A 23,092-nucleotide genomic window follows, 5' to 3' on the forward strand; every position below is an offset into this window, starting at 1 on the left:
CAACATTTGCGATGACGCAACAGGCGGCGGGGTTCGCCAGCCAAACGTCTCTAGCTATACCGACTTATTGCTTCGATCATCAATAATTAACCCTCGCTTTTTATCAGATTCGTGATCCGTCTGCCAGTTAATTGATGTGTTCGCTGACGTTTTAACCTTCACTAATCCGGAGTCAATACCGCGCAGGCAGGCATGTCGTAAGTTGGTATTGACGAAGCTGGCGGCAGGCGCGGTATCAATGGCGCTTAAATGTACCCAATGGCTATCACCACTTTGATCCGCGAGCTCGCATGCCTTATTGGTGGCCGTGAGGAGAATTTCAATCAATTCCTGATCGTTGATCGAGGTATACGCTCGCGGCAAGAAAGGGTACTCAGCCAGCCCGACACAAACCTGAGTCGAGAGGCTGATATTTGCGGATAGCGTATCATCCTGATCATTGTCGTCGGGTTGCTGATGATAATGTGCGACAAAATCTTCAATCAAAGATTGAACAAAATGGGCAAGGGCGTCGGGTTGGGCATCTTCTTCCCAGTTGGTTTCAATATAAATGAATAAGGCATCGGCAAAGTGATATAGGCGACCGGTTCCCGTGACTTTATCGGAGAGGTATTCACCCAGCTGACGTTCGATATCCTGCGCATATTGATAGCCATGGTGCAAAAATAAATCCTTTAAAAAGGCGACATCAAACATTGCGAACCGTAGCCGGTCACTGAGTGGCTGGTGGATCATGTCGTTTAAGTACCATTGCTCAAAATTAGCATTACTTTTTTCTAACGAACGGGGCAGCTTGGCATTGAGCATCCGTAGGTTGCGTAGCCCAGTACGAGGATGGGCATAAAAATCGTCACGCAATTGCTCAAGCTCGATTTGGCGCATCACGGCGGCTCGGTGGCGCAAATAGACGATGACCAGCAGCACACCAAGGCTACCGAGCAAGAAATAGTTAACTTTTTGCAAATGGATCTGCTCTTGACGCGCGCCATCGAGTTGACGCTGTAGTTCGTCCATTTGCAATTGGCGCTCGACCACACGTTGCTGTTGTTTGAACGTATCGGCCTGGCTTTGTTGCTCGGTTTCGGTTTGACGGGCGCGTAAGCGTTCGTACTCGCGTTGCATGGCGAGTGCCTGTTGATACTGCCCCTGAGCTTCCAACGCCGCGGATAAAGCCTGATAAGCTCGCGTGACGGTGGCGAGGTCTTGCTGGGCTTGGGCCTGTTCAAGCGCAGTTTGGATTTCTTTTTCGGCCAGTTTGGGTTTAGACAGGGCTAAATGAATTTGCCCTTGCAACAGGATTGCTTGGGTTGTGAGCTGCGAGTTGGGCATTGCACCGGCTAAGCGTAACGTATCTTGAATATAGCGGTCGCTTAATGGGTAGTGAGATAACTCGAAATAGGTTCTTGCAATGGCAAAGTGAACCTCGGCCAGAGGCTTAGGTCTGGACAGGTTTTGCTCAATTTCAAGCGCGTTAAAGTAATGCACTAATGCAAAGTTATAACGCGCTTGTTGTTCGTAAATCGCGGCCAATAAACGCTGGGAAGCGGAAAGCTGACGGCTCAGTGAAAAGTGTTCAAAAAACGCTGCTGCTTGGTTAGCGTGCTCGAGGGCTTGTTTGAGCACGCCTTGCTGAAAGTACAATTGCGCAAGTTGCATGTTAGCGCGAGCGATGAGCGCGGTGTACTCATTTTCACTGGCTATCCAAAATGCACTAAGCAACTCGGTCAATGCGCTTTCATGCTGTTTTTCATCGAGTAGGAAAGCCCCCAATGAGAGTTGAAACTCGACTTTATCACGTAGGTTTTCCGGGTGCGTGGATAATTGGCTACGTGCACGCTCATACGCGATGAGCGCCGTTTCACTGTCTGCTGTGGCGGCGAGAATATTGGCGCGCAACAAGGCGCTGTTAAAACGCACGTCGTGGATGTTGAGACTGTTATCAGGGAGCGCATTCAATGCCGCATCGACCTCATCCAGTTTATGCAATGCCTGTTTATCATCGCCGACTAAATGCCAAGTAAGGGACGCTTCGGTCAGCATCACTTGCACCAGTGTGTGTTTGAGTTCGTGTTCTTCGACGACTTGATAGGCTTTTTGTAATGCCGCTTTGGCTTCTAGCGGTTGCTCAAGGTGTGCGTAAGCACGAGCACTGATCAGATAGGCGTACACCGTATGCAAGGGGGTGCGAATTGAGCGATCGGTATCGTTATTGACGTGAGAGCGGTTCGCACCCGTAGTGAGTCGTCGCTGCGCTAAGAAACGGTTACTGATCTCTAACGATTGCTCAGGCGCGGTGGCTAACAGTTCTTCTGCATTGGTTAGTACAGGCGAGGAATGGATAGAAGCCAACGCCATGGACGACGTTAACCATAAGAGCAGGCCTAGGAAGGGGCGGCTAAAGCGCATGCGCTATCCTCAAAAATGCGTCTGAACAAAAATGAAGGCTGCCAGTTTGAGGCAGCCATGTCTGCGCGCTGACTCAACGTTGCGGCAAATATGCCGCAACGAGACGTCGCTGAATCATGGTTACTGACGTGCGAGTCGGTTATTTTCGCTCGGCGTTTTACCCATGTTGGTGCGATAAGGGTTGATGTCGAGTCCGCCGCGACGTGTATAACGCGCGTAAACCGTGAGCTTTTCTGGCTGACAAAAACGCATGATGTCCATGAAAATACGTTCCACACATTGTTCGTGGAATTCGTTATGTTCACGGAAGGACACGAGATAACGCAGTAGCTTCTCGCGGTTAATCTTTTTCCCTTTATAGGCAATGCGCACCGACCCCCAATCAGGCTGGTTGGTGATCAGGCAATTGGATTTTAGCAAGTGGCTGTGCAGCGTTTCTGACACAATCGCCCCTTGCGCGGCGCCATCGAGCCAATCAGGATTAAAAGTATAATCATCAATACTGATATCTTGATGGTCGATGCACTCACCGGCCATTCCAGCAATGGTTTCGCCTTCCAGTTCACTCAGTGGCGAGAGGGTCACATCCACCTCTTCGCCTGCACAGGCAGACAAATCCTTCTGAAGTGCATCGGCGACTTTTTGCCAGCTCTCGAAGCGGGTTTGATTGAGGCTGTTTAAATACAGTTTAAACGATTTAGACTCAATCAAGTTTGGGCTCGAAGCGGGTAGGCGTACCTCACCGATGGCCACTTGCGGAAGGCCGTTTTGGTTTAACCAAGACAGCTCATAAAGTGTCCAGGTATCATAGCCGGTAAAGGGCACAGTCTCATTGCTAAGGCCAATGGCTTGACGATTCAGCTCACGCGGGACCGCGCGTAGCTGTGACGGGTCGTATTGCGTCGGGTAGTCAGTGTGTTGGCCTAGCGACAGACCGGCTAGGGCATCGGCATCTTGGTAATTGCTCATACGGATTTGCCATCGATTCAAGTAGAATGGGTAAAGTTTACTGAATCTTGCTATAGGTTGCTAATGGAGAACACATTACATAACGCCCTTTGGGCGCTAGCCCAGAAATATGTTGCCAAATGGCGAAAGGAGCAGCAGTGCTTGCCGTGCACGGAGGCGTATTTAGGCTTAGCGTCACCATGTGTCGAGAGCGAAAATGCCCACCAAGTGCAATGGCAACCGGTTCAGCGTGATACCTTGGCAGACTTCACCAACGTGGAGCACGCGATTGAGTTACGTCTGCACAGCGACATTAAAGACTTTTATAACTTTATGTACTGCGCAGATTTGCCGGTGCACTTTGGCGGTGAGCGCTTCAATTTACTGCAGGTGTGGAGTGAAGATGACTTGGCCCGCTTACAAGAAAATATTCTTGGGCATTTAATGATGCAGCGTCAGCGTAAATGCTCCCCGAGTGTTTTTATTGCGACCACTGATGATGAAATGACGATTATTGCTATTGATAATGTCACGGGCCAAGTGGTGAAAGAAGTACTCAATAAAGGATCGCGAGAGGTGTTGGCGGACGATGTTGAGCAATTCATTGAGGCGTTAGAGGTGGATGTATCATGATCCTTACCGAGCTAACCTTCGAGTGCTTCGACAATACAACGGTGAGCGCGGTTGACCGCGCGATTAATGGCCTGATGGATGCGTTGCGTTATAACGGTCAGGTGTTGGGGCGTGAATTCCCGATACTGATGCAAGAAGGGCAGTTTCAGCTTCGGGTTGTTTGTCCGGATGAAGATGCGTTGCAGCCAAAATTTAATAGCCCTCAAGTCAAGCGAGCATTGAATCAACTGTCCGAGGCGTGTCTGACTCAGCCTAAGGTGCGTCTTTTAGGTCGCGACCTTAACTCCGAACAAGCGGCGCCAAGTACGACACCGAGTTGGCAGGTGTTATATACCACGTTTGTCCACACCTGCTCACCGTTACGGTGTGGTGATACCTTGCTGCCGATTCCTTTATATCGCTTACCCGCGACCTTTAATGGTGACCACAAATCTGTGATCAAGTGGCAAACGGAATGGCAAGCGTGTGATGAATTGCAGATGGCAGGTGCCAGTGATGCGGAGTTTGCCGGGCTTAACGAGCTAGAAAACCCGCAAACTCGATTGTTCCAACGTGGCTGGGATTTGCGTGGACGGATTGAATACCTCACGGGTATACCCACGTATTACTATCAATACCGTGTCGGTGGTAAAGATAAGGACAGTGAGCTAGCGCGCCCTTGTCCTAAATGTGGTGGACAGTGGCGATTGGAAACACCACTGCACGATATTTTCTTGTTCAAGTGCGAGGCTTGCCGTTTGGTCTCAAACCTTTCGTGGGACTTCAAGCTCACTTAAGCGCTCTTCCAATTCGCTCAGACGAGCCGTCAGTTGGGAGACTTGCTGCTCGAGCGCCGCAATTCGCATTGCCTCTGAAGGAGCAGTCTCCGCCTCGGCCATGTCGGGAAACGGTGAATTAGATTTGGCACTTTTTACCGCTTGAATAATCAGGGGCAACGGCACCGGGGTATCAAGCTGTGCTTTCAGCTTTGCCACGGTGACTGATTGCCCTTTTTGGACCAAGGTGTGGATTGCGCGTTCTAGTGCCGCTTGATAACTCATCGTGATTCTCAATCTCATTAATACGTGCGCTTGGCTAACTCGCTGCCGCGCTGACCTCGTCGTAATCTAAGATTTTCTCAACAAAGCATCAAGGGTGTCGACTTGTTCGGCCCAATCGGCATCCTCTTGTAACGCTTCATGGATAAAAGCCCGTTGGGCGGTGTTCCAAAACGGCGCATCTACCAAAGATTGACCATCGACCAGACAATGGCTTGTTAAGAAATGCTCGATAGCCTGCTGGTCGCTTGCTAGGCCTAATTGCTCAAACAAGTGCGTTAAATCGTGCTGGAAAGTTTCCATTGTCGCTCCTCACACCTAGTCTATGCATCCATTATTTGACTATAGCAATCCTCTAGACAGCTTGCCTTGTACTCTGGCAGGGACAAAGTGCTGGTTCGCTTGTGAGATATCTCTTACAAAGGCGTGGGAGAAAAGCAGAATCGTACCGGGTTAAACGAGAAGGGGTTGGCTTTTAGTTTAACAAAAACAATAGTTTATGTTTTGTTTTATAAGATTGGGATAAAATTGAGACATCGCGAACGTTGTGATGCCTTGTGCCAAAGGCTCAGTCGCGTAATCTTATCGGTGTCGGAAGGGAACTGACACAGGGAACAGGAATCACCAAGGACTCGGTACCTCAGGATGAGGCAGTACTTCAGGATGAAGCGCTGGCAAGGATTGCAGAAGGACATCGGATGGAACCGTTCTCTACAAGCAGGAAGCTTGTACGTCAGGAAGACTTAGGACAACCCAGGATGGGGGCTTAAGGAATACTTCAGGACGAAGTCATGGACACCTCCAGGATGGAGAGCTTATCGAAAACGGGAATTTCGGTTTGTCAGGATGACGAAAGGACACCTCCAAGACGGAGAGACATGGAACGACGCTGAAGGAATCGGCGACTGATCAAGGAATGATGCAGGGAGCACCTTTTAGTAGCAGGATAGCTGCAAGTAAAACTCTCGGGCGCGGCGCAAGCTGCGCCCTTCCTTTTTGTAGCCGGTAAACATGAGCGGTTACCCCATCTTTTCCGGTGACTCCCTGTCACGTACTACTCGCGTGTCGCGCGACGTATGCATCATACTGTTACTCTAGTACAGCTTATCCATTTGCGCGAATATGGCGCGATTGTGTGGGTATGGGCCTTATTGTACAGGCATGGTATGGACCGGTGTGTCGATGCTTTTTAAGCGAAATCCTCGCAACTGCGCATGGCCGGTATAGCTATCTTGCCCGGTCGATGAAAATTCAAACCAGTAATGTGTTACCCAGCGCCAGCCCTGATCGGTGTGTGTGAGCCGATGCTTACCGCGCGCAATCGATAACACCTGAAGCCCCATATGTTGGCAATAATGCTGAATGTATCGATGCGCGTGCTCGCTTTGCCGCCGCTGCTGCCAAAACAGCATCGCGACGACAAAGACGAGTAATAGGGTAACAAGATCAGTGATCATGATGGGGTTGCTTCACTGCCGATTGCAGACGAGCCATCGCCTGAGTCAGTGCCGGAGAGGTATTGCCATGCAAGCGGCTTAATAATGCACCGCGAAGCTCAGGCATCATCACCAGATCGGCATAGATTTGTTGGAATAGCGCCGGGTCATGTTGGTCGGCAATCGCAATTAAAAAGGTATCCAATACCGCATCATCGGTTAATCCATCCCAGCACCGCCCTGCGATGGCGACAAAGATCTCTTGATGGTGGAGTGCGCGTTTAGCTAATACGGCACGGATCAATTGATCGCGCTGTGTTTTTGGTGCACCCGCATGGGCGCGCAATAATGCGCTAACGAAAAAGAGGTCGACTTCTTGGCTCTCACACAAATCGCTAAATAGCGTGCGCAAGGTGGCAGCAAGCTTGTCGCTCAAGGTGCAGTGCTCCAAGCACCCTAGCAATGCATATTGCGGCGTGGTTGGCATATTGGCGATCGCTTTTCTTACTCGCGTGGCATTATTTTGCTCGTGCATACGCACGCAAATATCTGCCAAGCCTTGTAGGCCAACGCCTTGCCAGTTATCCCAGCCGAGTTCACCGTTTAAATAGTGTTGAGCTTGTTCGTAATATTGGCTCGCGGGACGACCTAGCGAGTAGGTGAGCGAAGCATGAAACATCGCCATCTTGTCATCTGTTGGGGTGAAGGTGTAAGGGTTGTTAGCCAGCTTCTCACGCTGCGCTTTGTTCGGCGTTGCGCTTAAATTCTCCCCCATGGCCGCACTGACATATTGCAGAAAGTCGCCCATCGCGGTGTGACTGAGTAGGCCTCGCTCATCCAGTGGCATTTTCAAAAACCATACCCAAGGTGCGCCGCCCTTTGGCCAGAACGCGACAGCCATATGCGCATGATGGCGCAGAGGGTAAGGGTAAGGTTGTTGGTTCGCCTCAACGGCACGAAACTCGGCATCGTCGAGAAGACAAACACGTCGGCCTAAGTCGTAGACGCTAAACTGACACTGGGCATGATCAAAAAGGGTGCTCAGCGCGTGAAAAGATTCCATGATATCCGCTCGCTGTTTTCGCTTGATGGGCGGGAGTATATCAGTTTTCACCCAGCAGATGCTTGCCTTGTGCGTGTTGTCTTTGGCTTGATCATGGTATGCTTCGCGGTTTCCATAAACACTAAGTGATGAGGGTATCAATGAGTCTTCACTTTCAATGTATCCAACTTCTTGATGAGTTGGAGCAAGTGCTAAATGATCACGCGCTATGGCAAACGACGCCACCGTCGGCTGAGCGTCTCGCGAGCACTGAGCCTTTTGCTGTCGATACCTTGGCATGTCACGAATGGCTGCAATGGATTTTTGTACCCAAGATGCGTGCACTGATTGATGCTGGGCAGACTTTACCGCGTAACTTTGAAATTTCACCTTATGTGGAAGAAGCAATGAAAGAGCAAGCGGGACATCGTGAGGTGGTCGCTGTGGTTGTGCGGATTGATAGTTTGTTTGCCGATCAATGACAGACCTGCCGCTTAGTATTTTATATCAAGACGATCACTTGGTGGTGGTCAATAAACCTGCCGGTATGCTGGTTCATCGCTCTTGGTTGGATAAAGGTGAGACCCGTTTTGTGATGCAAACGTTACGGGATCAAATTGGCCAACATGTCTATCCACTCCACCGGCTTGATAAACCCACCTCTGGTGTCTTGGTGTTTGCCCTTTCCAGTGACGTTGCCGCGGCAATGATGCCACAGTTTGCCAACAACCAGATTAAAAAGGGCTACCATGCCATCGTCCGAGGCTGGATAACAGACGCCGGCCGGCTTGATTATCCGCTGGTGGAAGAACAAGACAAAATTGCTGATAAGCATGCCAGCCAGGCGCCGGAAGCCAAGTCGGCGATCACCGACTATCAGCCATTAGCGAAAATAGAGTTACCGATCGCGACGGGGCGTTATGCGACCAGCCGGTATAGTTTAGTCGCCATGCAGCCGCATACCGGTCGCAAACATCAGTTGCGTCGACATATGCATCATCTCAGTCATCCGATTATTGGCGACACTACCCACGGCGATGGACGGCATAACCGGGTTTTTCGTCACCACTTTGATTGTCATCGTTTACTGTTGCACGCAAGCCAGATGTGTTTTGAACACCCTGTGTCTGGTGAGTCTCTAACGGTGACGGCGCCGATTGACAACCAGTGGCAAGCGCTGATGGAGGCGTTTGCGTGGCAATGGCCTGATAACGCGGATTTAATGGGAAATTAGCAGGGCGTCGTGCCGAACAGCACGACGCATTGTTAGGCTGTATGAGCGCTGGAGCTGCCTGCGCTGATTAGAGTTTTTCCAGCTCAGATTCAATTTCAGCAATTTTACTGGCGACGACTTTCTCAAGATGACGTAAATCGGTCAGGATCTTCTGTTTTACATCATGTTCGGCTTGTTCTTGTTGGACGATTTGGTCCAGCTCATCAATCACCAGTGATAAGCTGCGATTGATCTCTGTGACTTCACGAAAGCGCCCCGTACCACTGTCCACGACCACATTTTTACGCTGGCGTGGATATTTAAACTTCATGCTCTTGGCGAACAACTCGCCTTTTTGCTTTTCAAAATAGATCTTCAGCGTGTCATAACTGGCTTCTTGGCGCAGTGAATAACGCTCGATTTTCTCTGGATGCTCAACGCCGATATTTTTTAACTGTTGGTACATAACCACCTCATAAGTTGACGTCGTACACGCTGTGAGCCAGCGTTTCGATACAGGGCTCAGTGTAGCCCGTCAGCTACACCAATTACCGTGACCACTTTGGCTATTTTGCTTGCGATAGCGTCTTCTCTAGCGCGGTTTTTAGTTGCGCTTGATGTTCAGATGTCAGGGCTTGGTTTTGGGCATCCGTTACAATAAAAAAGTCTTCTGCCCGCTCACCAATGGTCGTGATCTTCGCTGCATGAACACTGACGCCTTGCCGCGCAAACACGGCACCAACGCGGGCCAGCAAACCCGGTGTATCGAGGGCTACCAGCTCCATCAAGGTGCGGCGTCCATTTTTGGTTGGTAAGAAAAGGACCTGAGTTTTGACGGTAAAGTGTTTGAGCTTTTGTGGCGCTCGACGACGCGGAATGGTGATCTTGCCCGTTTCTTCAATGGCCTTGGCGACCCCTTCGATAATCCGGGGATGACGGTCGAGGGGAATCGCCTCGTCATTTTGATCCATGACCATAAAGGTATCGAGTGCATGTCCATCTTTGCTGGTCATAACCTGTGCATCATGGACACTCAGGTTTTTCTTATCTAATGCGGCAACCACGCGCGCAAATAAACTGGGCCTATCTTGGCAATAAACAAAGATTTCGGTTCCGCCTCGGGTCGCCTTTTTGCTCACCAACACCAAAGGTTGGTCACTTTGATGGTGGAGCAAATGTTCACTATGCCAAGCGATTTGCTTGTGGGTATGGCGGAGAAAGTAATCGGCTTTAAAGCGTTGCCAAAGCAACTCAATATCACGCGGGCTGTGCCCTTGCTTGCGCAGCATGGCGGCTGCTAAGTGTTGGTTATGGCGGATCCGTTCACGGACATCCGGCGGATTCTCTAGTCCGCGGCGCAAGGCTTTTTGCGTCGAGTAATAGAGCTCTGCGATCAATGTGCGTTTCCAGCTATTCCATAAGTCAGGGTTGGTGGCATTGATGTCGGCGACGGTCAAACACACTAGCAGGTCAAGCCGCTCCTCATCGCGCACTTCTTTGGCAAAGTCGGTGATCACGTCGGGATCGTAAATATCGCGACGTTGTGCAGTCACGGACATCAGGAGGTGGTTTCGCACCAGCCAACTGACAATATTCGCTTCAGGGCGAGATAAGCCGTGCTCAAGGCAAAAGTCATGGGCTTCGATGGCACCAATTTCGCTGTGATCGCCGCCGCGCCCTTTGCCTATGTCATGAAAGATAGCTGCGATTAGCAGTAACTCGCGGCGTGCGAGTCGAGGGAAAATATCACAACAAATGGGGTGACGTTCTCGGTTGGCCTCATCGTCAAAAAGGCGCATGTGTTTAAGCAAGCGAATGGTGTGCTCATCCACGGTATAGACGTGGAACAAGTCGAACTGCATTTGTCCGACGATCTGACTCCACTGCGGCAGGTAGGCTGACATAATGCCGTGGCGGTGCATCAAACTAAAGGCTTTATGCAGCGCATTGGGGTGGCGCACCAAGGCCATAAATTTTTCGCGAGCGTCTTGTTGCTGACACAAAAAATGGTTAAGCCGACGACGTGCCGTGCGCAGTTGACGAAGGGTCGGCGCCGATATGGCATCTATGGTGGTGTCATCAGCTACATGGAGCATCATATCGAGAATGGTGTCAGGGCGTGCTTGAAATAGTGCCGGTTTGCGCGCTTCGATCGCATTGCCTTGGCGCTGAAAATCGTCACTCAGAATGTCGATTTGGCCCGGGCGGCCATTGTCGATAATCACTTGATCGAAGATTTGCAGCAACATCTTGTTAAGCTCGCCGATCCGACCGAGCGTGCGAAAGAAGTCTTTCATCATTTGCTCTACCGCACGATTTCCCTCGCCACGATAGCCTAGCAATTTGGCAACGGAGGTTTGGTGCGCGAAGGTCAGTCGGTTGTCATAGCGGCGCAGTTCTAAATGAAGCGCGAAGCGAATCCGCCAGAGTACGTTTTGGCACTCATTCAGTTCGCGATACTCGGCATCAGTCAGAAAGCCATAGTGACTCATCTCACGCAGGCTGGTGGCGCCAAAATGGCGTCGGGCTATCCAGGCGAGGGTGTGGATGTCGCGCAGTCCACCGGGGCTTGACTTCAGATCTGGCTCCAGCTTGTAGGCGGTGTCATGATAGCGGCGATGGCGGGCTTTCTGTTCTTCCACTTTCGCGCGGTAAAAACGCTCGCTGGGCCAAAAGTCATCCGCATGAACGCGGTGTTCCAGCGCATTGAATAGCCGCTCGCTGCCGCATAATAAGCGTGCTTCTTGCAGGTTGGTTGCCACCGTCAGATCGTCGAGCCCGACACTGATGCACTCATCGACCGTGCGCACGCTGTGGCCCACTTCAAGTTTGAGATCCCACAATAAGGTCAGTAATTCACTGAGTTTTTGTTGCTGGTACCCGTCTAATGGCCCTTGGCAAAGTAATAGCAGATCAATATCAGACAGGGGGTGGAGTTCACGCCGACCGTAGCCACCTACTGCAACCAAGGCGAGATGAGGGTGCTGGTCAAAACCAAAATGCTGCCAAAGCCTCTGCATCAGCGCATCCATGTAGTCGCTACGCTGATAGACCAGTTCAGGCACCGGAACATTGGCGAGGAAGTCTTGCTTCTGTTGCTCAAGGAGGTGCTGAAATTGGGCTTTGAGTGCCACTGGGCTCAATTGGTCTTGGGTCAAACTTTGTGGTGTGATCACTGTGTCTGTCATGGCGTTCCTTTGCGCATAAAAAAGCCGGAGCAAGCCCGGCTTTTATCAGAGTCTTAGTGGTTGATATGACGTGGGATGGTTTCTTCTTCACGAAGGGTTAAGATTTCCACCCCAGTTTCGGTCACCAGCAGGGTGTGCTCCCACTGCGCTGACTTCTTGCCATCAATGGTATAAACCGTCCAACCATCGTCTTCATCAAGCACGGTACCGTATTTACCTGCATTAATCATAGGCTCAATGGTAAAGCACATGCCAGGTTTGAGGATGGTTCGGTCGTTGTTTTTGTAGTGCACCACTTGTGGATCTTCATGGAAGCTCGCACCGATACCGTGTCCACAGTACTCTTTAACGATCGAATAGCGAGTGTTGCTGCTTTTGATGAATTTTTGGATAGCAGTACCAATGTCACCAACTGTAGCGCCCGGCTTCACCTTTTTGATGGCATGATAAAGGCTTTCTTGGGTGACACGGCAAAGGCGCTTGTCTTCCAAAGAGACCTCACCAATCAAAAACATTTTCGATGTATCGCCGTGATAGCCATCCTTAATAACGGTGACGTCGATGTTGACGATATCGCCATCTTGGAGCACATCTTCGTCACAAGGGATCCCGTGACAAACCACGTGGTTGATAGAGGTACACATGGATTTAGGGAAGCCGTGATAATTCAAGGTAGCGGGTGTGGTGCCCTGCACCTCAGTCATATATTTGTGCGCGATGTCATCCAGTTCACGCGTAGTAACGCCTGGCTTTACATGTGGGGCCAGCATTTCCAGCACTTCTGCGGCCAACCGACCGGCAACGCGCATTTTTTCTATTTCTTCTGCTGTTTTAATTGGAATCGTCATTTTGCTTTCTCACTTAATTCGTCTCGCTCATCGAGGCAATGAGCGTCAGAGCGTGAGGGACCTCACACCCTGATAAGTCAGGCATGCGCTGCTTTGACCTGCTACGCTTTGGTCACCGGTAGCGCGGAGCAGACACATTGAAGTGGGCACATGGTATCAAGCTGGGCGGTTTCTGGAAACCAGAACCACACCTTTCGCCGGTTGGACAGTGGTGCGGCAATACGACAAACCGGCCTTCGCTTGGGCAATTTATCTGGATTTTTGCCTACTTTATGTGGTATAAAGCGCGCCGAAATCCGTCATTGTGATCAATCTGTTTTTGTCAGGTTTCATCTTGATGGCATTTCACTAAACACTTTTTATTTTAAATCACACACATATCGTCACATTGTCCGGGGTGCCCTGTGCGGGTCGGTCAAATGGGATATGTGGAGGCCTAACCCCAAGAGGAAATTATCATGGCTACTGTTTCAATGCGCGACATGCTCAAGGCGGGCGTACACTTCGGTCACCAAACCCGTTACTGGAACCCTAAGATGAAGCCTTTCATCTTCGGTTCTCGCAACAAAGTACACATCATCAACCTTGAGAAAACTGTACCAATGTTTAACGATTCTTTGGCTGAACTGTCAAAAATCGGTGAGCGTAAAGGTAAAGTCCTGTTCGTTGGTACTAAGCGCGCAGCAAGCGAAGCGGTAAAAGCGGCAGCAGAAAACTGCGAGCAGTTTTATGTGAGCAACCGTTGGTTGGGCGGCATGCTGACCAACTGGAAAACCGTGCGTATGTCTATCAAGCGTCTGAAAGACCTGGAAACCCAGTCTACCGACGGTACGTTTGAAAAGCTGACCAAAAAAGAAGCGCTGATGCGCACTCGTGAGATGGAAAAACTTGAGAAGTCTCTGGGTGGTATCAAAAACATGAACGGCCTGCCTGATGCAATGTTCGTTATCGATGCGGATCACGAGCACATTGCTATCAAAGAAGCGAACAACCTGGGTATCCCAGTATTTGCGGTAGTAGATACTAACTCTAACCCAGACGGCGTTGACCACGTAATCCCAGGTAACGATGACGCAATCCGCGCTATCCAACTTTACCTGAACGCAGCGTCTGACGCATACAAAGAAGGCCGTAGCCAAGACATCGTTGCGCAAGCAGAAGACGAGCTGGTTGAAGTCGCTGAGTAAGACAACAGCTCCTTGTGAGCGTTCTTAGCCATCAGCGTGTCATCTTTCATGCTGTAAGCTAAGTATGGTTAGCAGGGGCCGAAGTCGGGCCCCTGTTTTTTACCCAAATAGTTTCGAATCGAGGATTGAACAATGGCAACTGTTACCGCTGCCCTGGTTAAAGAACTGCGCGAGCGCACCGGCGCTGGCATGATGGAATGTAAAAAAGCACTGGTTGAAGCGAACGCAGACATCGAAGTCGCGATCGAAAACATGCGTAAAAGTGGTGCGGCTAAAGCAGCGAAAAAAGCTGGCCGTGTTGCTGCTGAAGGCGTGATTCTGGTTAAAGAAAACGAAGGCAAAGCAGCGATCGTTGAGATCAACTGTGAAACTGACTTCGTTGCTAAAGATGCTAACTTTGCTGCATTTGCTAACCAAGTGGCTGAAACTGCTTTGGCAGAAGGCCTAGAAATCGACGCGCTGAAAGAAAAATTCGAACAGCAGCGTGCTGAGCTAGTTGCAAAAATCGGTGAAAACATGGACATCCGTCGTGTTTCATTCATCGAAGGCGCGAAAGTAGGTTCTTACCGTCACGGCGACCGCATCGGTGTGGTTGTAGCTGCAAACGCTGACGAAGAAACCATCAAGCACGTTGCTATGCACATTGCTGCATCTAAGCCTGAGTACGTTAACCCAGAAGACGTGCCAGCTGACGTGGTTGAGAAAGAAAAACAAATCCAGGTTGATATCGCGATGCAGTCAGGCAAGCCTGCTGAAATCGCAGAGAAAATGGTTGTTGGCCGTATGAAGAAATTCACCGGCGAAATCTCTCTGACTGGTCAAGCATTTGTTATGGACCCAGCGCAAACTGTGGGCCAAATGCTGAAAGAAAAAGGTGCCGAAGTGACTAACTTCATCCGCTTTGAAGTGGGCGAAGGCATCGAGAAAGAAGAAGTAGACTTTGCTGCAGAAGTAGCTGCTGCACAAAAAGGCTAATTTTTCTGATTCAGGCCGCGGTATTCGCCGCGGCCTTTCCATAACCTTCTTCCCTAACTTAGTGCCTAATATAAGGTAGTGACATGACTACAAATCCTAAGCCTGCATATCAACGCATTTTACTTAAACTCAGTGGTGAAGCCCTGCAGGGCAACGATGGATTCGGTATCGATCCAACTGTGCTAGACCGTATGGCACAAGAAATTAAAGAATTGGTCGAGTTAGGTGTTCAGGTCGGATTAGTCATCGGCGGCGGTAATTTATTCCGTGGCGCTGGTCTTGCCGAAGCGGGAATGAACCGTGTTGTGGGCGATCACATGGGTATGCTGGCCACCGTGATGAACGGTTTGGCAATGCGTGATGCACTTCATCGTGCCTATGTGAACGCACGAGTGATGTCCGCCATTCCACTTAATGGTGTGTGTGACAGCTATAACTGGGCTGAAGCGATTAGCCAGCTTCGTAATGGCCGTGTGGTGATTTTCTCTGCCGGAACGGGCAACCCTTTCTTTACCACGGATTCAGCGGCGTGCCTACGCGGCATTGAAATTGAATCTGACGTGGTGATCAAAGCAACAAAAGTCGACGGCGTATACAGTGATGACCCAACCAAAAACCCAGATGCTGAGCTTTATTCAACCTTGAGTTACCAAGATGTACTCGAAAAAGAGTTGAAAGTAATGGATTTGGCCGCATTTACGTTAGCACGCGATCACCAAATGCCGATCCGTGTGTTTAACATGAATAAGCCGGGCGCCTTACGCCGTGTCGTGATGGGTGAAACAGAAGGCACTCTGATTACTAACAGCTAAGCCGATTTAGTGGCATAATCGGACAGTAAAATTCAATCGCAAGGATACCTCCAGTGATTAACGATATTAAAGCAGACGCCAAAGCGCGTATGGATAAAAGTGTAGAAGCGCTTAAACACAATCTTTCAAAACTTCGCACCGGTCGTGCCCACCCAAGCTTGTTGGAAGGCATTACGGTTGAATACTACGGTGCACCAACACCGTTGAAGCAACTCGCCTCTATCGTTGCTGAAGATGCACGAACCTTGGCGATTACTGTTTTTGACAAGCAAGTGGCACAAGCCGTTGAAAAAGCGATCATGACTGCAGATTTGGGCCTTAACCCAGCATCAGCAGGTACCGTGATTCGTGTGCCGCTTCCTCCATTGACGGAAGAGCGTCGTAAAGAGATGGTCAAGTTGGTGCGCGCAGAAGGTGAACAAGGCCGCGTTGCGGTGCGTAATATCCGCCGTGACGCTAATAGTGACCTTAAAGCACTGTTGAAAGACAAAGAAATCTCTGAAGATGACGAGCGCCGTGCACAAGATGAAATTCAAAAGCTGACGGATGCTGCGGTGAAGAATGTTGATGCGCTTCTTGATGCAAAAGAAAAAGAGTTGATGGAAGTCTAAATCTCATTAGACTTTACCACCAATGTCAAAGCGCTGTGCGTGCAGTACAGCGCTTTTTATTTGCCAAGGAGAAACATGAGTTCCCAGTCTCTTGATGCGCAGCTCGAGTCTGCCGCCCTACCGCAGCACATTGCCGTTATCATGGATGGAAACGGACGTTGGGCAAAGGCGCGAGGCAAAGCCCGTGTATTTGGGCATAAAGCCGGTGTTAAAGCAGTGCGTAAAACGGTGAAGGCGGCGTCGGAGCTTGGGGTAAAAGCCCTAACCTTGTTTGCGTTCAGCAGTGAAAACTGGCGTCGGCCAGAAGATGAAGTCAGTGTGCTGATGGAGTTGTTCATCAGTGTGCTTTCTCGCGAAGTCAAACGCTTGAACAAAAATGGTGTCCAACTTCGCGTTATCGGTGATACCTCTCGATTTAACCCATCGCTACAACAAAAAATTGCCGAAGCTGAAGCTTTGACCGCAAATAACGATCAACTCGTGCTCAATATTGCGGCTAACTATGGTGGGCAATGGGATATCACTCAAGCGGCACGTCGTGTCGCAGAGCAAGTCGCGACTGGTCAATTACAGGTCAGCGATATCACAGAGCAAGATATTGCTCGTCAATTGATGCTATCTGACTTACCCGATGTGGATCTAATGATCCGCACCAGTGGCGAATGTCGCATTAGTAACTTCATCTTGTGGCAAGCCGCCTATGCCGAGTTGTATTTTACAGAACAATATTGGCCCGATTTCAACGAGCAAAGCCTGTTCGATGCGGTCGCTTGGTATGTCAATCGTGAACGACGCTTTGGCTGTACCGGCGAGCAAATCAAAGCCATGCTAACAACCGATAAGTAACCACGAGGAATCAGTTTGCTCAAACAACGTGTTTTAACCGCGGCCTTGTTAGTCCCTTTGGTGGTCGCCGCTATCTTTTATTTGCCTTTTCCCGCGTTTGTTGCGGTGATTGCTGCTGTGACGCTGCTCGGGCATTGGGAGTGGACACAGTTTGTGTCCACCTCTTCAAGACTGCTCACCTTTATCGTTCCAGCTGCGGCAGTGGCACTATCCATTTATAGTCTCCCTTTTAGTGCCTATGCGCTGAGCCATTTAGCGGTGGCGCCCTTTTCGGTAGCAGCAGTAGGGGCGGCATGGTGGTTGTTTGCCACTGGGTTGGTCTTAGCCTTTCCTAAATCCGGAGCGCTTTGGACGCACAGCCGCTTACTGCGCCAGCTATTCGGTCTTTTGACCTTATTGCCTTTTATGTGGAGCGTGTTGATCTTACGCGCCGCAGACTATCAGTTTTCCACCTATTACGGTGCAAAACTGGTGCTTCTGGTGTTTGTGTTGGTGTGGTGTGCGGATAGCGGTGCCTACTTTGCGGGTAAAGCGTTCGGTAAACATAAAATGGCACCGGCAGTGAGCCCCAATAAAACCCTAGAAGGCTTGCTTGGTGGGCTCGTGGCCGCCGTTGCCGTGACATGGGCCGGTGCGCAGCTTCTCGATATTCATTTTGCGAGCGTGGGCGCGCTGCTTTGTATCGCTGCAGTCACAGCGTTAGCGTCGGTGCTGGGCGATTTGGCAGAGAGCATGTTTAAGCGTGTCTCTGGCGTGAAAGACAGTGGGAATTTATTACCTGGCCACGGCGGTATTTTGGATCGAATTGACAGTTTGACCGCTGCATTTCCCGTTTTTACCGTGCTGTATTTCGCGTTTGCGAATTAAGTAAAACGAGCGTATCACATGCAAAAAATCACTGTATTAGGTGCCACTGGCTCGATCGGAACCAGTACGCTTTCTGTGGTTGAGGCTAACCCTCAACAGTTCGAAGTGACCGCACTGGCGGCCAATACCAATGTGGAAAAGATGACTCGCCTTTGCTTGCATTGGCGGCCGCGTTTTGCGGCCATGGCCGATGAGAACGCTGCATTGGAATTGGCGCAAGCGCTGAAAACGAAAGGGCTTAACACAGAAGTGTTGGCCGGAGAGCAAGGTTTATGCACGCTCGCATCTTTGGCTGAGGTGGATATGGTGATGGCAGCCGTGGTGGGGGCGGCAGGCTTGATGCCGACCATGGCTGCGGTGAAAGCGGGTAAGCGCGTTTTGCTTGCCAATAAAGAGGCCTTGGTGATGTCAGGGCAATTCTTTATTGATGCAGTTTACCAATATGGGGCAGAGCTATTACCTATCGATAGTGAGCACAATGCGATATTCCAGTGCTTACCGCAGGTTGTACAAGCTAACCCTGGCCGCTGCGATCTGAGTGCTGCTGGCGTGAGCAAAATCTTGCTCACAGGCTCAGGGGGGCCTTTCCGTTATCGTGAACCTGAGACCTTGCATACCGTGAGCGTAGCGGAAGCAGTTGCTCATCCCAATTGGTCGATGGGACCAAAAATCTCCGTTGATTCCGCTACCATGATGAATAAAGGCTTGGAGTATATTGAAGCACGCTGGTTATTTAATGCACGTGCCGATCAGCTCGAGGTTGTGATTCATCCCCAATCGGTTATTCACTCGATGGTGCAAATGAGCGATGGTTCGGTACTCGCCCAATTAGGCACCCCTGATATGTGTACGCCTATCGCCCATGCGATGGCGTATCCATCACGTGTGACGACGTCGGTTGCACCGCTCGACTTTACCCAAGTTGGCGAATTTACCTTTATGGCACCGGATGCCCGCCGTTATCCTTGCTTGTCTTTGGCGATTGAGGCGTGCCAGCAAGGGCAGGCGGCGACAACGACACTCAATGCCGCCAATGAACAGGCGGTGGATGCCTTCTTAAAAGGCCAGATAGGCTTTATGGACATCGCACGGATTAATGAGGCGGTGTTATCACAAAGCACACTTCGCTCGCCATCAAGCTTGGATTGCCTGCTGGAGCTGGATAGAATGGCGCGAATTACGGCTAAGGAGCACATTGCTAAGGTTGCAAAATGAGTGCATTTCTATGGAACGCAGCGTCATTTATCGTCGCTCTCGGTGTGTTGGTGGCCATTCATGAGTATGGACACTTTTGGGTCGCGCGCCGCTGTGGCGTAAAAGTTGAGCGCTTTTCGATTGGTTTTGGGCGCGCACTATGGCGCTGGCGGGGCAAAGACGATACCGAGTATGTCATTGCCGCCATTCCGTTAGGTGGTTATGTCAAAATGCTCGACGAACGCATTGAGGCGGTCGCTGAGCATGACAAACCACGTGCATTCAATAATCAACCGCTGTGGCAACGCAGTGCAATTGTCGCCGCAGGGCCTATTGCCAATTTTCTTTTTGCGGTGGTCGCCTATTGGTTGATTTTCATGATGGGGATCCCAGCGGTTAAACCCGTCATTGGTCAAATAACCCCCAACTCCATCGCTGCAGAGGCCGGAATTGAACCGGGTATGGAACTTACCCATATTTCGGGCGTCGAAACCGCAGATTGGCAGGCTGTTAATTTCTCACTCATCAACCATATCGGTGATGAGCAGATGACCATGACAGCAAAGCCCGATGTGGCATCCAGTTATAGCCGGGACTACAGATTGGATTTAACCGCGTGGCAGTTTAATCCAGAGACTGAGTCTCCGCTGACAACCTTAGGGATCACCCCTTACCGTCCTGCGATTACACTCGATGTGGCCCAGGTGGTGGAGGGCAGTGCTGCTGCGAAGGCTGGTATTGCGTCTGGTGACACCTTAGTGGCGATTGATGGCAACAGATTACAAGCGTGGTCTGAACTGGTTGAGGCGGTACAAGCAAGCCCGAATCAACCACTGCAGGTGACGGTGACGCGCGCCGGGCGTGAGCAGGTGTTAAACCTAACACCGGATGCGCGTGAAAGTAATGGCAAGGTCACCGGGTACGCAGGTATTGCGCCGCAAATGGCACCTTGGCCGGAGGCTTATCGTTTTACGCAGCAATATGGGCCGCTGGCGGCGATCCCTGAGGCAGTCAGTAAAACCGGACAAGTTATCAGCCTCACCGTCAATATGGTGAAAAAGCTGATTGTTGGGGATGTGGGTGTCAATAACCTGAGCGGGCCGATTTCTATCGCCAAAGGCGCAGGGATGACAGCTGAGATCGGATTGATCTCATTTTTAGGGTTTATGGCGCTGATCAGCGTTAACCTCGGCATTATCAATTTGCTACCTCTACCGGTCTTAGACGGCGGGCATTTATTGTTCTTTGGTATTGAAGCGGTAACACGCCGGCCTGTACCAGAGCGCGTACAAGACTTTGGGTATCGCATCGGCGCTGCCGTGTTGATGATGGTAATGGCAGTGGCATTGTTTAACGACTTCGCCCGACTTTAAACGGTTAGTATTCAAGGATAAGTCAGAAGCACATGGCGATGAAAAAACTATTAATAGCGTCTCTTTTAGTCAGTAGCAGTGTGGCGCATGCGGATACATTCCAAGTCAGCGATATCCGCTTTGAGGGCCTACAGCGAGTTAGTTTAGGGGCAGCATTGCTCTCTATGCCGGTGCGTGTTGGAGACAAGGTGGATGATAGCGATGTCGCGGATGTCATCAATGCTCTGTTTGCGTCGGGTAACTTTGAGGATGTGCGGGTTTATCGTGATGATGATGCACTCTTAGTGAAAGTGATCGAGCGCCCAACCATTGCCAGCATTTCGTTTTCAGGCAACAAAGCCATCAAAGAAGAGCAACTGAAAGAAAACCTGACCGCATCAGGGTTGCGTGTAGGTGAGGCGTTAGACCGCACCAAGCTCAGCAAGATTGAAAAAGGCTTAGAAGATTTCTACTACAGCGTGGGAAAATACAGTGCATCGGTGAAAGCCGTGGTCACACCCTTACCACGTAACCGTGCGGATCTGAAATTTGTCTTCACCGAAGGTGTTTCTGCAAAAATCGAGCAGATTAATTTTGTGGGCAACCAAGTCTTCAGTGATGAAGAGCTGCGCGATAATTTCGACTTGCGTGTTGATGTTCCTTGGTGGAACTTCTTGGCTAACGAGAAATACCAAAAGCAAGTGCTCGCGGGTGACTTGGAAAAGCTACGCAGCTACTACCTAAATCGCGGCTATTTGAAGTTCCGCGTTGAGTCGACCCAAGTGGCGATTTCTCCGGATAAAAAAGGTGTATACATCACCTTAAATGTTAACGAAGGCAAGCCCTATCAAGTGGCAGATCTAAGCTTCCGTGGCGATCCTGAGAATGAGGAGATCTACCGCTCGCTAGTGAACTTTACCCGAGGTGATACCTATAACGGGGACAAGGTCACAGCGTTGGAAGAGGCGATTAAACGCCACCTCGGTGAAACCGGCTTTGCCTACCCGAAAGTGAGTACCATGCCGACGTTTGATGATGAGAATCAGCAAGTGTCGCTGACGGTCAACGTTGAGCCGGGCAAACGTATTTATGTCCGAAACATTCGCTTTACCGGTAATACCACCACCAAGGATGAAGTGCTGCGCCGTGAGATGCGTCAACTTGAAGGCACTTGGCTTAATGCTAAAGCCGTGAGTCGTGGTAAAGAGCGTCTCAACCGAACCGGTTTTTTCCAAAGTGCTGAAGTAGACACCAAGCGGGTTCCTGGCACCGACGATCAGGTCGATGTGAATTATAAGGTTAAAGAAGCCAACTCGGGCAGCATCAACTTTGGTATCGGCTATGGTACCGAATCAGGAGCGAGCTTACAGCTGGGCCTGCAGCAAGATAACTTTGCCGGCACCGGTAATCGCTTTGGTATTAATGCCATGGTTAACGATTACCGCAAGAACCTGACGCTTGAGTATCGTGACCCCTATTTTACTCTCGATGGTGTTAGCCTCGGGGGCAAGGTGTTCTATAACGAGTTTGAGGCGCGAGACGCTAACATCGTCGAATACACCAACCAAAGCTATGGGTCGAAATTGACGTGGGGCTTTTGGACCGATGAACTGAACTCAATTGATTTTGGGTTGGGCTATACCCACAACAAAATCGAAAATCTAGGTAAGTATTACCAGATCGATGAGTTTATGAAGCGCCATGAAGACCATAAGAACCATAATGATGGCCTAGAAGTGGATGACTTTGACTTATCCGTTTCATGGACGCGTAATAATCTCAACCGTGGTTATTTCCCTACGGCAGGTAACTATCAGCGAGCTTCTTACCGAATGACAGTGCCGGGCTCTGACGTCCAGTATTTTAAAATGCAATATGATATCCGCCAGTATGTGCCGTTAACTCAAGAGCATGAGTTCACGCTGTTGATGCGCGGTCGCCTTGGTTACGGCAATGGCTATGGCCAAATCAATGGCCAAGATCATATGTTGCCGTTTTATGAAAACTATTACGCGGGTGGTTTCTCGACCTTGCGTGGCTTCCGCTCAAATACAGTGGGCCCCAAAGCGGTATATGAGGCTGGAGGTTCAACACAGCCCGGCAGCGATGACGTCGAGAAAAATGAAGGAAGCTACGGTTCGAGTGACTCCGTGGGCGGTAACGCCATCGCTCAAGGTAGCCTAGAGCTGATTGTGCCTACACCGTTTGCCTCTGCAGAAGCGCGTCAGCAAATTCGTACCAGTGTCTTTGTGGACGCCGCCTCAGTGTGGGACACCGAATATGACGTCGCTGCTGCAGAGAAATACAGTGGTATTAGCAATATCAAAGATTACTCGGATCCATCCAATATCAGTGCCTCTTACGGGGTAGCCCTACAGTGGATGTCACCGATGGCACCTTTGGTATTTTCAATTGCAAAACCTATTACAAGCCAGCCTGGCGATGATGAAGAGTTCTTTACCTTCACTATCGGGCGCACATTCTGATCATCAGAAAG

Annotated in this window: 22 protein-coding genes; 13 read left to right on the top strand and 9 right to left on the bottom strand. The window is 50.3% G+C overall.

Annotated elements, in window-relative coordinates:
- Window positions 1–54: 54 nt before the first annotated feature.
- Together BGK46_RS08765 and queF are read right to left on the bottom strand one after the other, a co-directional pair.
- On the bottom strand, window positions 55–2,406 hold the full coding sequence (locus tag BGK46_RS08765; protein ID WP_069588579.1) for a tetratricopeptide repeat protein: 2,352 nt from the start codon (window positions 2,404–2,406) through the stop codon (window positions 55–57).
- Between the two features lie 120 nt (window positions 2,407–2,526).
- Window positions 2,527–3,375 carry an NADPH-dependent 7-cyano-7-deazaguanine reductase QueF gene (queF, locus tag BGK46_RS08770; RefSeq protein WP_069588581.1) on the bottom strand — a complete coding sequence of 283 codons (849 nt, stop codon included), beginning with the start codon at window positions 3,373–3,375 and terminating at the stop codon, window positions 2,527–2,529.
- A 63-nt stretch (window positions 3,376–3,438) separates the two neighbouring features.
- On the opposite strand from queF, the gene syd reads away from it, so the two are divergent.
- Both syd and BGK46_RS08780 read left to right on the top strand, forming a co-directional pair.
- Window positions 3,439–3,987, top strand: coding sequence for a SecY-interacting protein (syd, locus tag BGK46_RS08775; protein ID WP_069588582.1), 549 nt, complete (start codon window positions 3,439–3,441; stop codon window positions 3,985–3,987).
- Window positions 3,984–4,763: a Zn-ribbon-containing protein gene (locus BGK46_RS08780; RefSeq protein WP_069588584.1), complete on the top strand. Its 780-nt coding sequence runs from the start codon at window positions 3,984–3,986 to the stop codon at window positions 4,761–4,763. Before syd ends, BGK46_RS08780 begins: the two co-directional genes overlap by 4 nt.
- Here the strand turns inward: BGK46_RS08780 and BGK46_RS08785 are convergent.
- From BGK46_RS08785 to BGK46_RS08805, 4 genes are all read right to left on the bottom strand, one after another.
- Window positions 4,731–5,027, bottom strand: a complete 297-nt coding sequence (locus BGK46_RS08785) for a hypothetical protein (protein WP_069588585.1) — start codon at window positions 5,025–5,027, stop codon at window positions 4,731–4,733. The genes BGK46_RS08780 and BGK46_RS08785 overlap by 33 nt on opposite strands.
- A 66-nt stretch (window positions 5,028–5,093) precedes the next feature.
- Complete coding sequence (locus tag BGK46_RS08790; RefSeq protein ID WP_069588588.1) at window positions 5,094–5,327, bottom strand: DUF2789 domain-containing protein; 234 nt, start codon at window positions 5,325–5,327, stop codon at window positions 5,094–5,096.
- Between the two features lie 845 nt (window positions 5,328–6,172).
- Entirely contained in the window at window positions 6,173–6,481 is a 309-nt protein-coding gene (locus BGK46_RS08800; RefSeq protein ID WP_069588591.1) for a DUF3301 domain-containing protein, read from the bottom strand.
- On the bottom strand, window positions 6,471–7,523 hold the full coding sequence (locus BGK46_RS08805; RefSeq protein ID WP_069588646.1) for a DUF3549 family protein: 1,053 nt from the start codon (window positions 7,521–7,523) through the stop codon (window positions 6,471–6,473). Before BGK46_RS08805 ends, BGK46_RS08800 begins: the two co-directional genes overlap by 11 nt.
- 140 nt (window positions 7,524–7,663) lie before the next feature.
- Here BGK46_RS08805 and BGK46_RS08810 point away from each other — a divergent pair, with 140 nt between their 5' ends.
- Window positions 7,664–7,984 (top strand): YqcC family protein, encoded by a 321-nt coding sequence (locus BGK46_RS08810; RefSeq protein ID WP_069588592.1) that lies wholly within the window; start codon window positions 7,664–7,666, stop codon window positions 7,982–7,984.
- Window positions 7,981–8,736 carry a tRNA pseudouridine(65) synthase TruC gene (gene truC, locus BGK46_RS08815; protein WP_069588595.1) on the top strand — a complete coding sequence of 252 codons (756 nt, stop codon included), beginning with the start codon at window positions 7,981–7,983 and terminating at the stop codon, window positions 8,734–8,736. Before BGK46_RS08810 ends, truC begins: the two co-directional genes overlap by 4 nt.
- 67 nt (window positions 8,737–8,803) lie before the next feature.
- On the opposite strand, the gene BGK46_RS08820 is transcribed toward truC, so the two are convergent.
- The 3 genes from BGK46_RS08820 to map all read right to left on the bottom strand — a co-directional run bounded on the left by BGK46_RS08820 (window position 8,804) and on the right by map (window position 12,751).
- Complete coding sequence (locus BGK46_RS08820) at window positions 8,804–9,181, bottom strand: DUF3461 family protein (protein ID WP_069588596.1); 378 nt, start codon at window positions 9,179–9,181, stop codon at window positions 8,804–8,806.
- Window positions 9,182–9,281: 100 nt separating this feature from the next.
- Window positions 9,282–11,903, bottom strand: a complete 2,622-nt coding sequence (gene glnD, locus BGK46_RS08825) for a bifunctional uridylyltransferase/uridylyl-removing protein GlnD (protein ID WP_069588598.1) — start codon at window positions 11,901–11,903, stop codon at window positions 9,282–9,284.
- A gap of 53 nt (window positions 11,904–11,956) precedes the next feature.
- Window positions 11,957–12,751 carry a type I methionyl aminopeptidase gene (gene map, locus BGK46_RS08830; RefSeq protein ID WP_069588600.1) on the bottom strand — a complete coding sequence of 265 codons (795 nt, stop codon included), beginning with the start codon at window positions 12,749–12,751 and terminating at the stop codon, window positions 11,957–11,959.
- A gap of 458 nt (window positions 12,752–13,209) precedes the next feature.
- On the opposite strand from map, the gene rpsB reads away from it, so the two are divergent.
- From rpsB to bamA, 9 genes are all read left to right on the top strand, one after another.
- A complete protein-coding gene (rpsB, locus tag BGK46_RS08835) occupies window positions 13,210–13,938 on the top strand; it encodes a 30S ribosomal protein S2 (protein ID WP_069588601.1) in 729 nt (242 codons plus the stop codon).
- A 132-nt stretch (window positions 13,939–14,070) separates the two neighbouring features.
- Window positions 14,071–14,913 carry a translation elongation factor Ts gene (gene tsf / locus BGK46_RS08840; protein WP_069588603.1) on the top strand — a complete coding sequence of 281 codons (843 nt, stop codon included), beginning with the start codon at window positions 14,071–14,073 and terminating at the stop codon, window positions 14,911–14,913.
- An 83-nt stretch (window positions 14,914–14,996) separates the two neighbouring features.
- A complete protein-coding gene (pyrH, locus tag BGK46_RS08845; protein WP_069588604.1) occupies window positions 14,997–15,725 on the top strand; it encodes a UMP kinase in 729 nt (242 codons plus the stop codon).
- A gap of 53 nt (window positions 15,726–15,778) precedes the next feature.
- The gene (frr, locus tag BGK46_RS08850; RefSeq protein WP_069588606.1) at window positions 15,779–16,336 is read left to right on the top strand and encodes a ribosome recycling factor; all 558 of its coding nucleotides are present in this window, start codon (window positions 15,779–15,781) and stop codon (window positions 16,334–16,336) included.
- Between the two features lie 75 nt (window positions 16,337–16,411).
- The gene (locus BGK46_RS08855) at window positions 16,412–17,182 is read left to right on the top strand and encodes an isoprenyl transferase (RefSeq protein ID WP_069588608.1); all 771 of its coding nucleotides are present in this window, start codon (window positions 16,412–16,414) and stop codon (window positions 17,180–17,182) included.
- 15 nt (window positions 17,183–17,197) lie between these two features.
- On the top strand, window positions 17,198–18,049 hold the full coding sequence (locus BGK46_RS08860) for a phosphatidate cytidylyltransferase (protein ID WP_069588609.1): 852 nt from the start codon (window positions 17,198–17,200) through the stop codon (window positions 18,047–18,049).
- An 18-nt stretch (window positions 18,050–18,067) separates the two neighbouring features.
- Window positions 18,068–19,264 carry a 1-deoxy-D-xylulose-5-phosphate reductoisomerase gene (gene ispC / locus BGK46_RS08865; protein WP_069588611.1) on the top strand — a complete coding sequence of 399 codons (1,197 nt, stop codon included), beginning with the start codon at window positions 18,068–18,070 and terminating at the stop codon, window positions 19,262–19,264.
- Window positions 19,261–20,616 carry a sigma E protease regulator RseP gene (gene rseP / locus BGK46_RS08870; RefSeq protein WP_069588612.1) on the top strand — a complete coding sequence of 452 codons (1,356 nt, stop codon included), beginning with the start codon at window positions 19,261–19,263 and terminating at the stop codon, window positions 20,614–20,616. Before ispC ends, rseP begins: the two co-directional genes overlap by 4 nt.
- A 32-nt stretch (window positions 20,617–20,648) precedes the next feature.
- Window positions 20,649–23,081, top strand: coding sequence for an outer membrane protein assembly factor BamA (bamA, locus tag BGK46_RS08875; protein WP_069588614.1), 2,433 nt, complete (start codon window positions 20,649–20,651; stop codon window positions 23,079–23,081).
- Window positions 23,082–23,092 lie beyond the last annotated feature (11 nt).

The sequence above is a fragment of the Salinivibrio sp. SS2 genome (assembly GCF_001722075.1).
Lineage (GTDB): Bacteria > Pseudomonadota > Gammaproteobacteria > Enterobacterales > Vibrionaceae > Salinivibrio > Salinivibrio proteolyticus.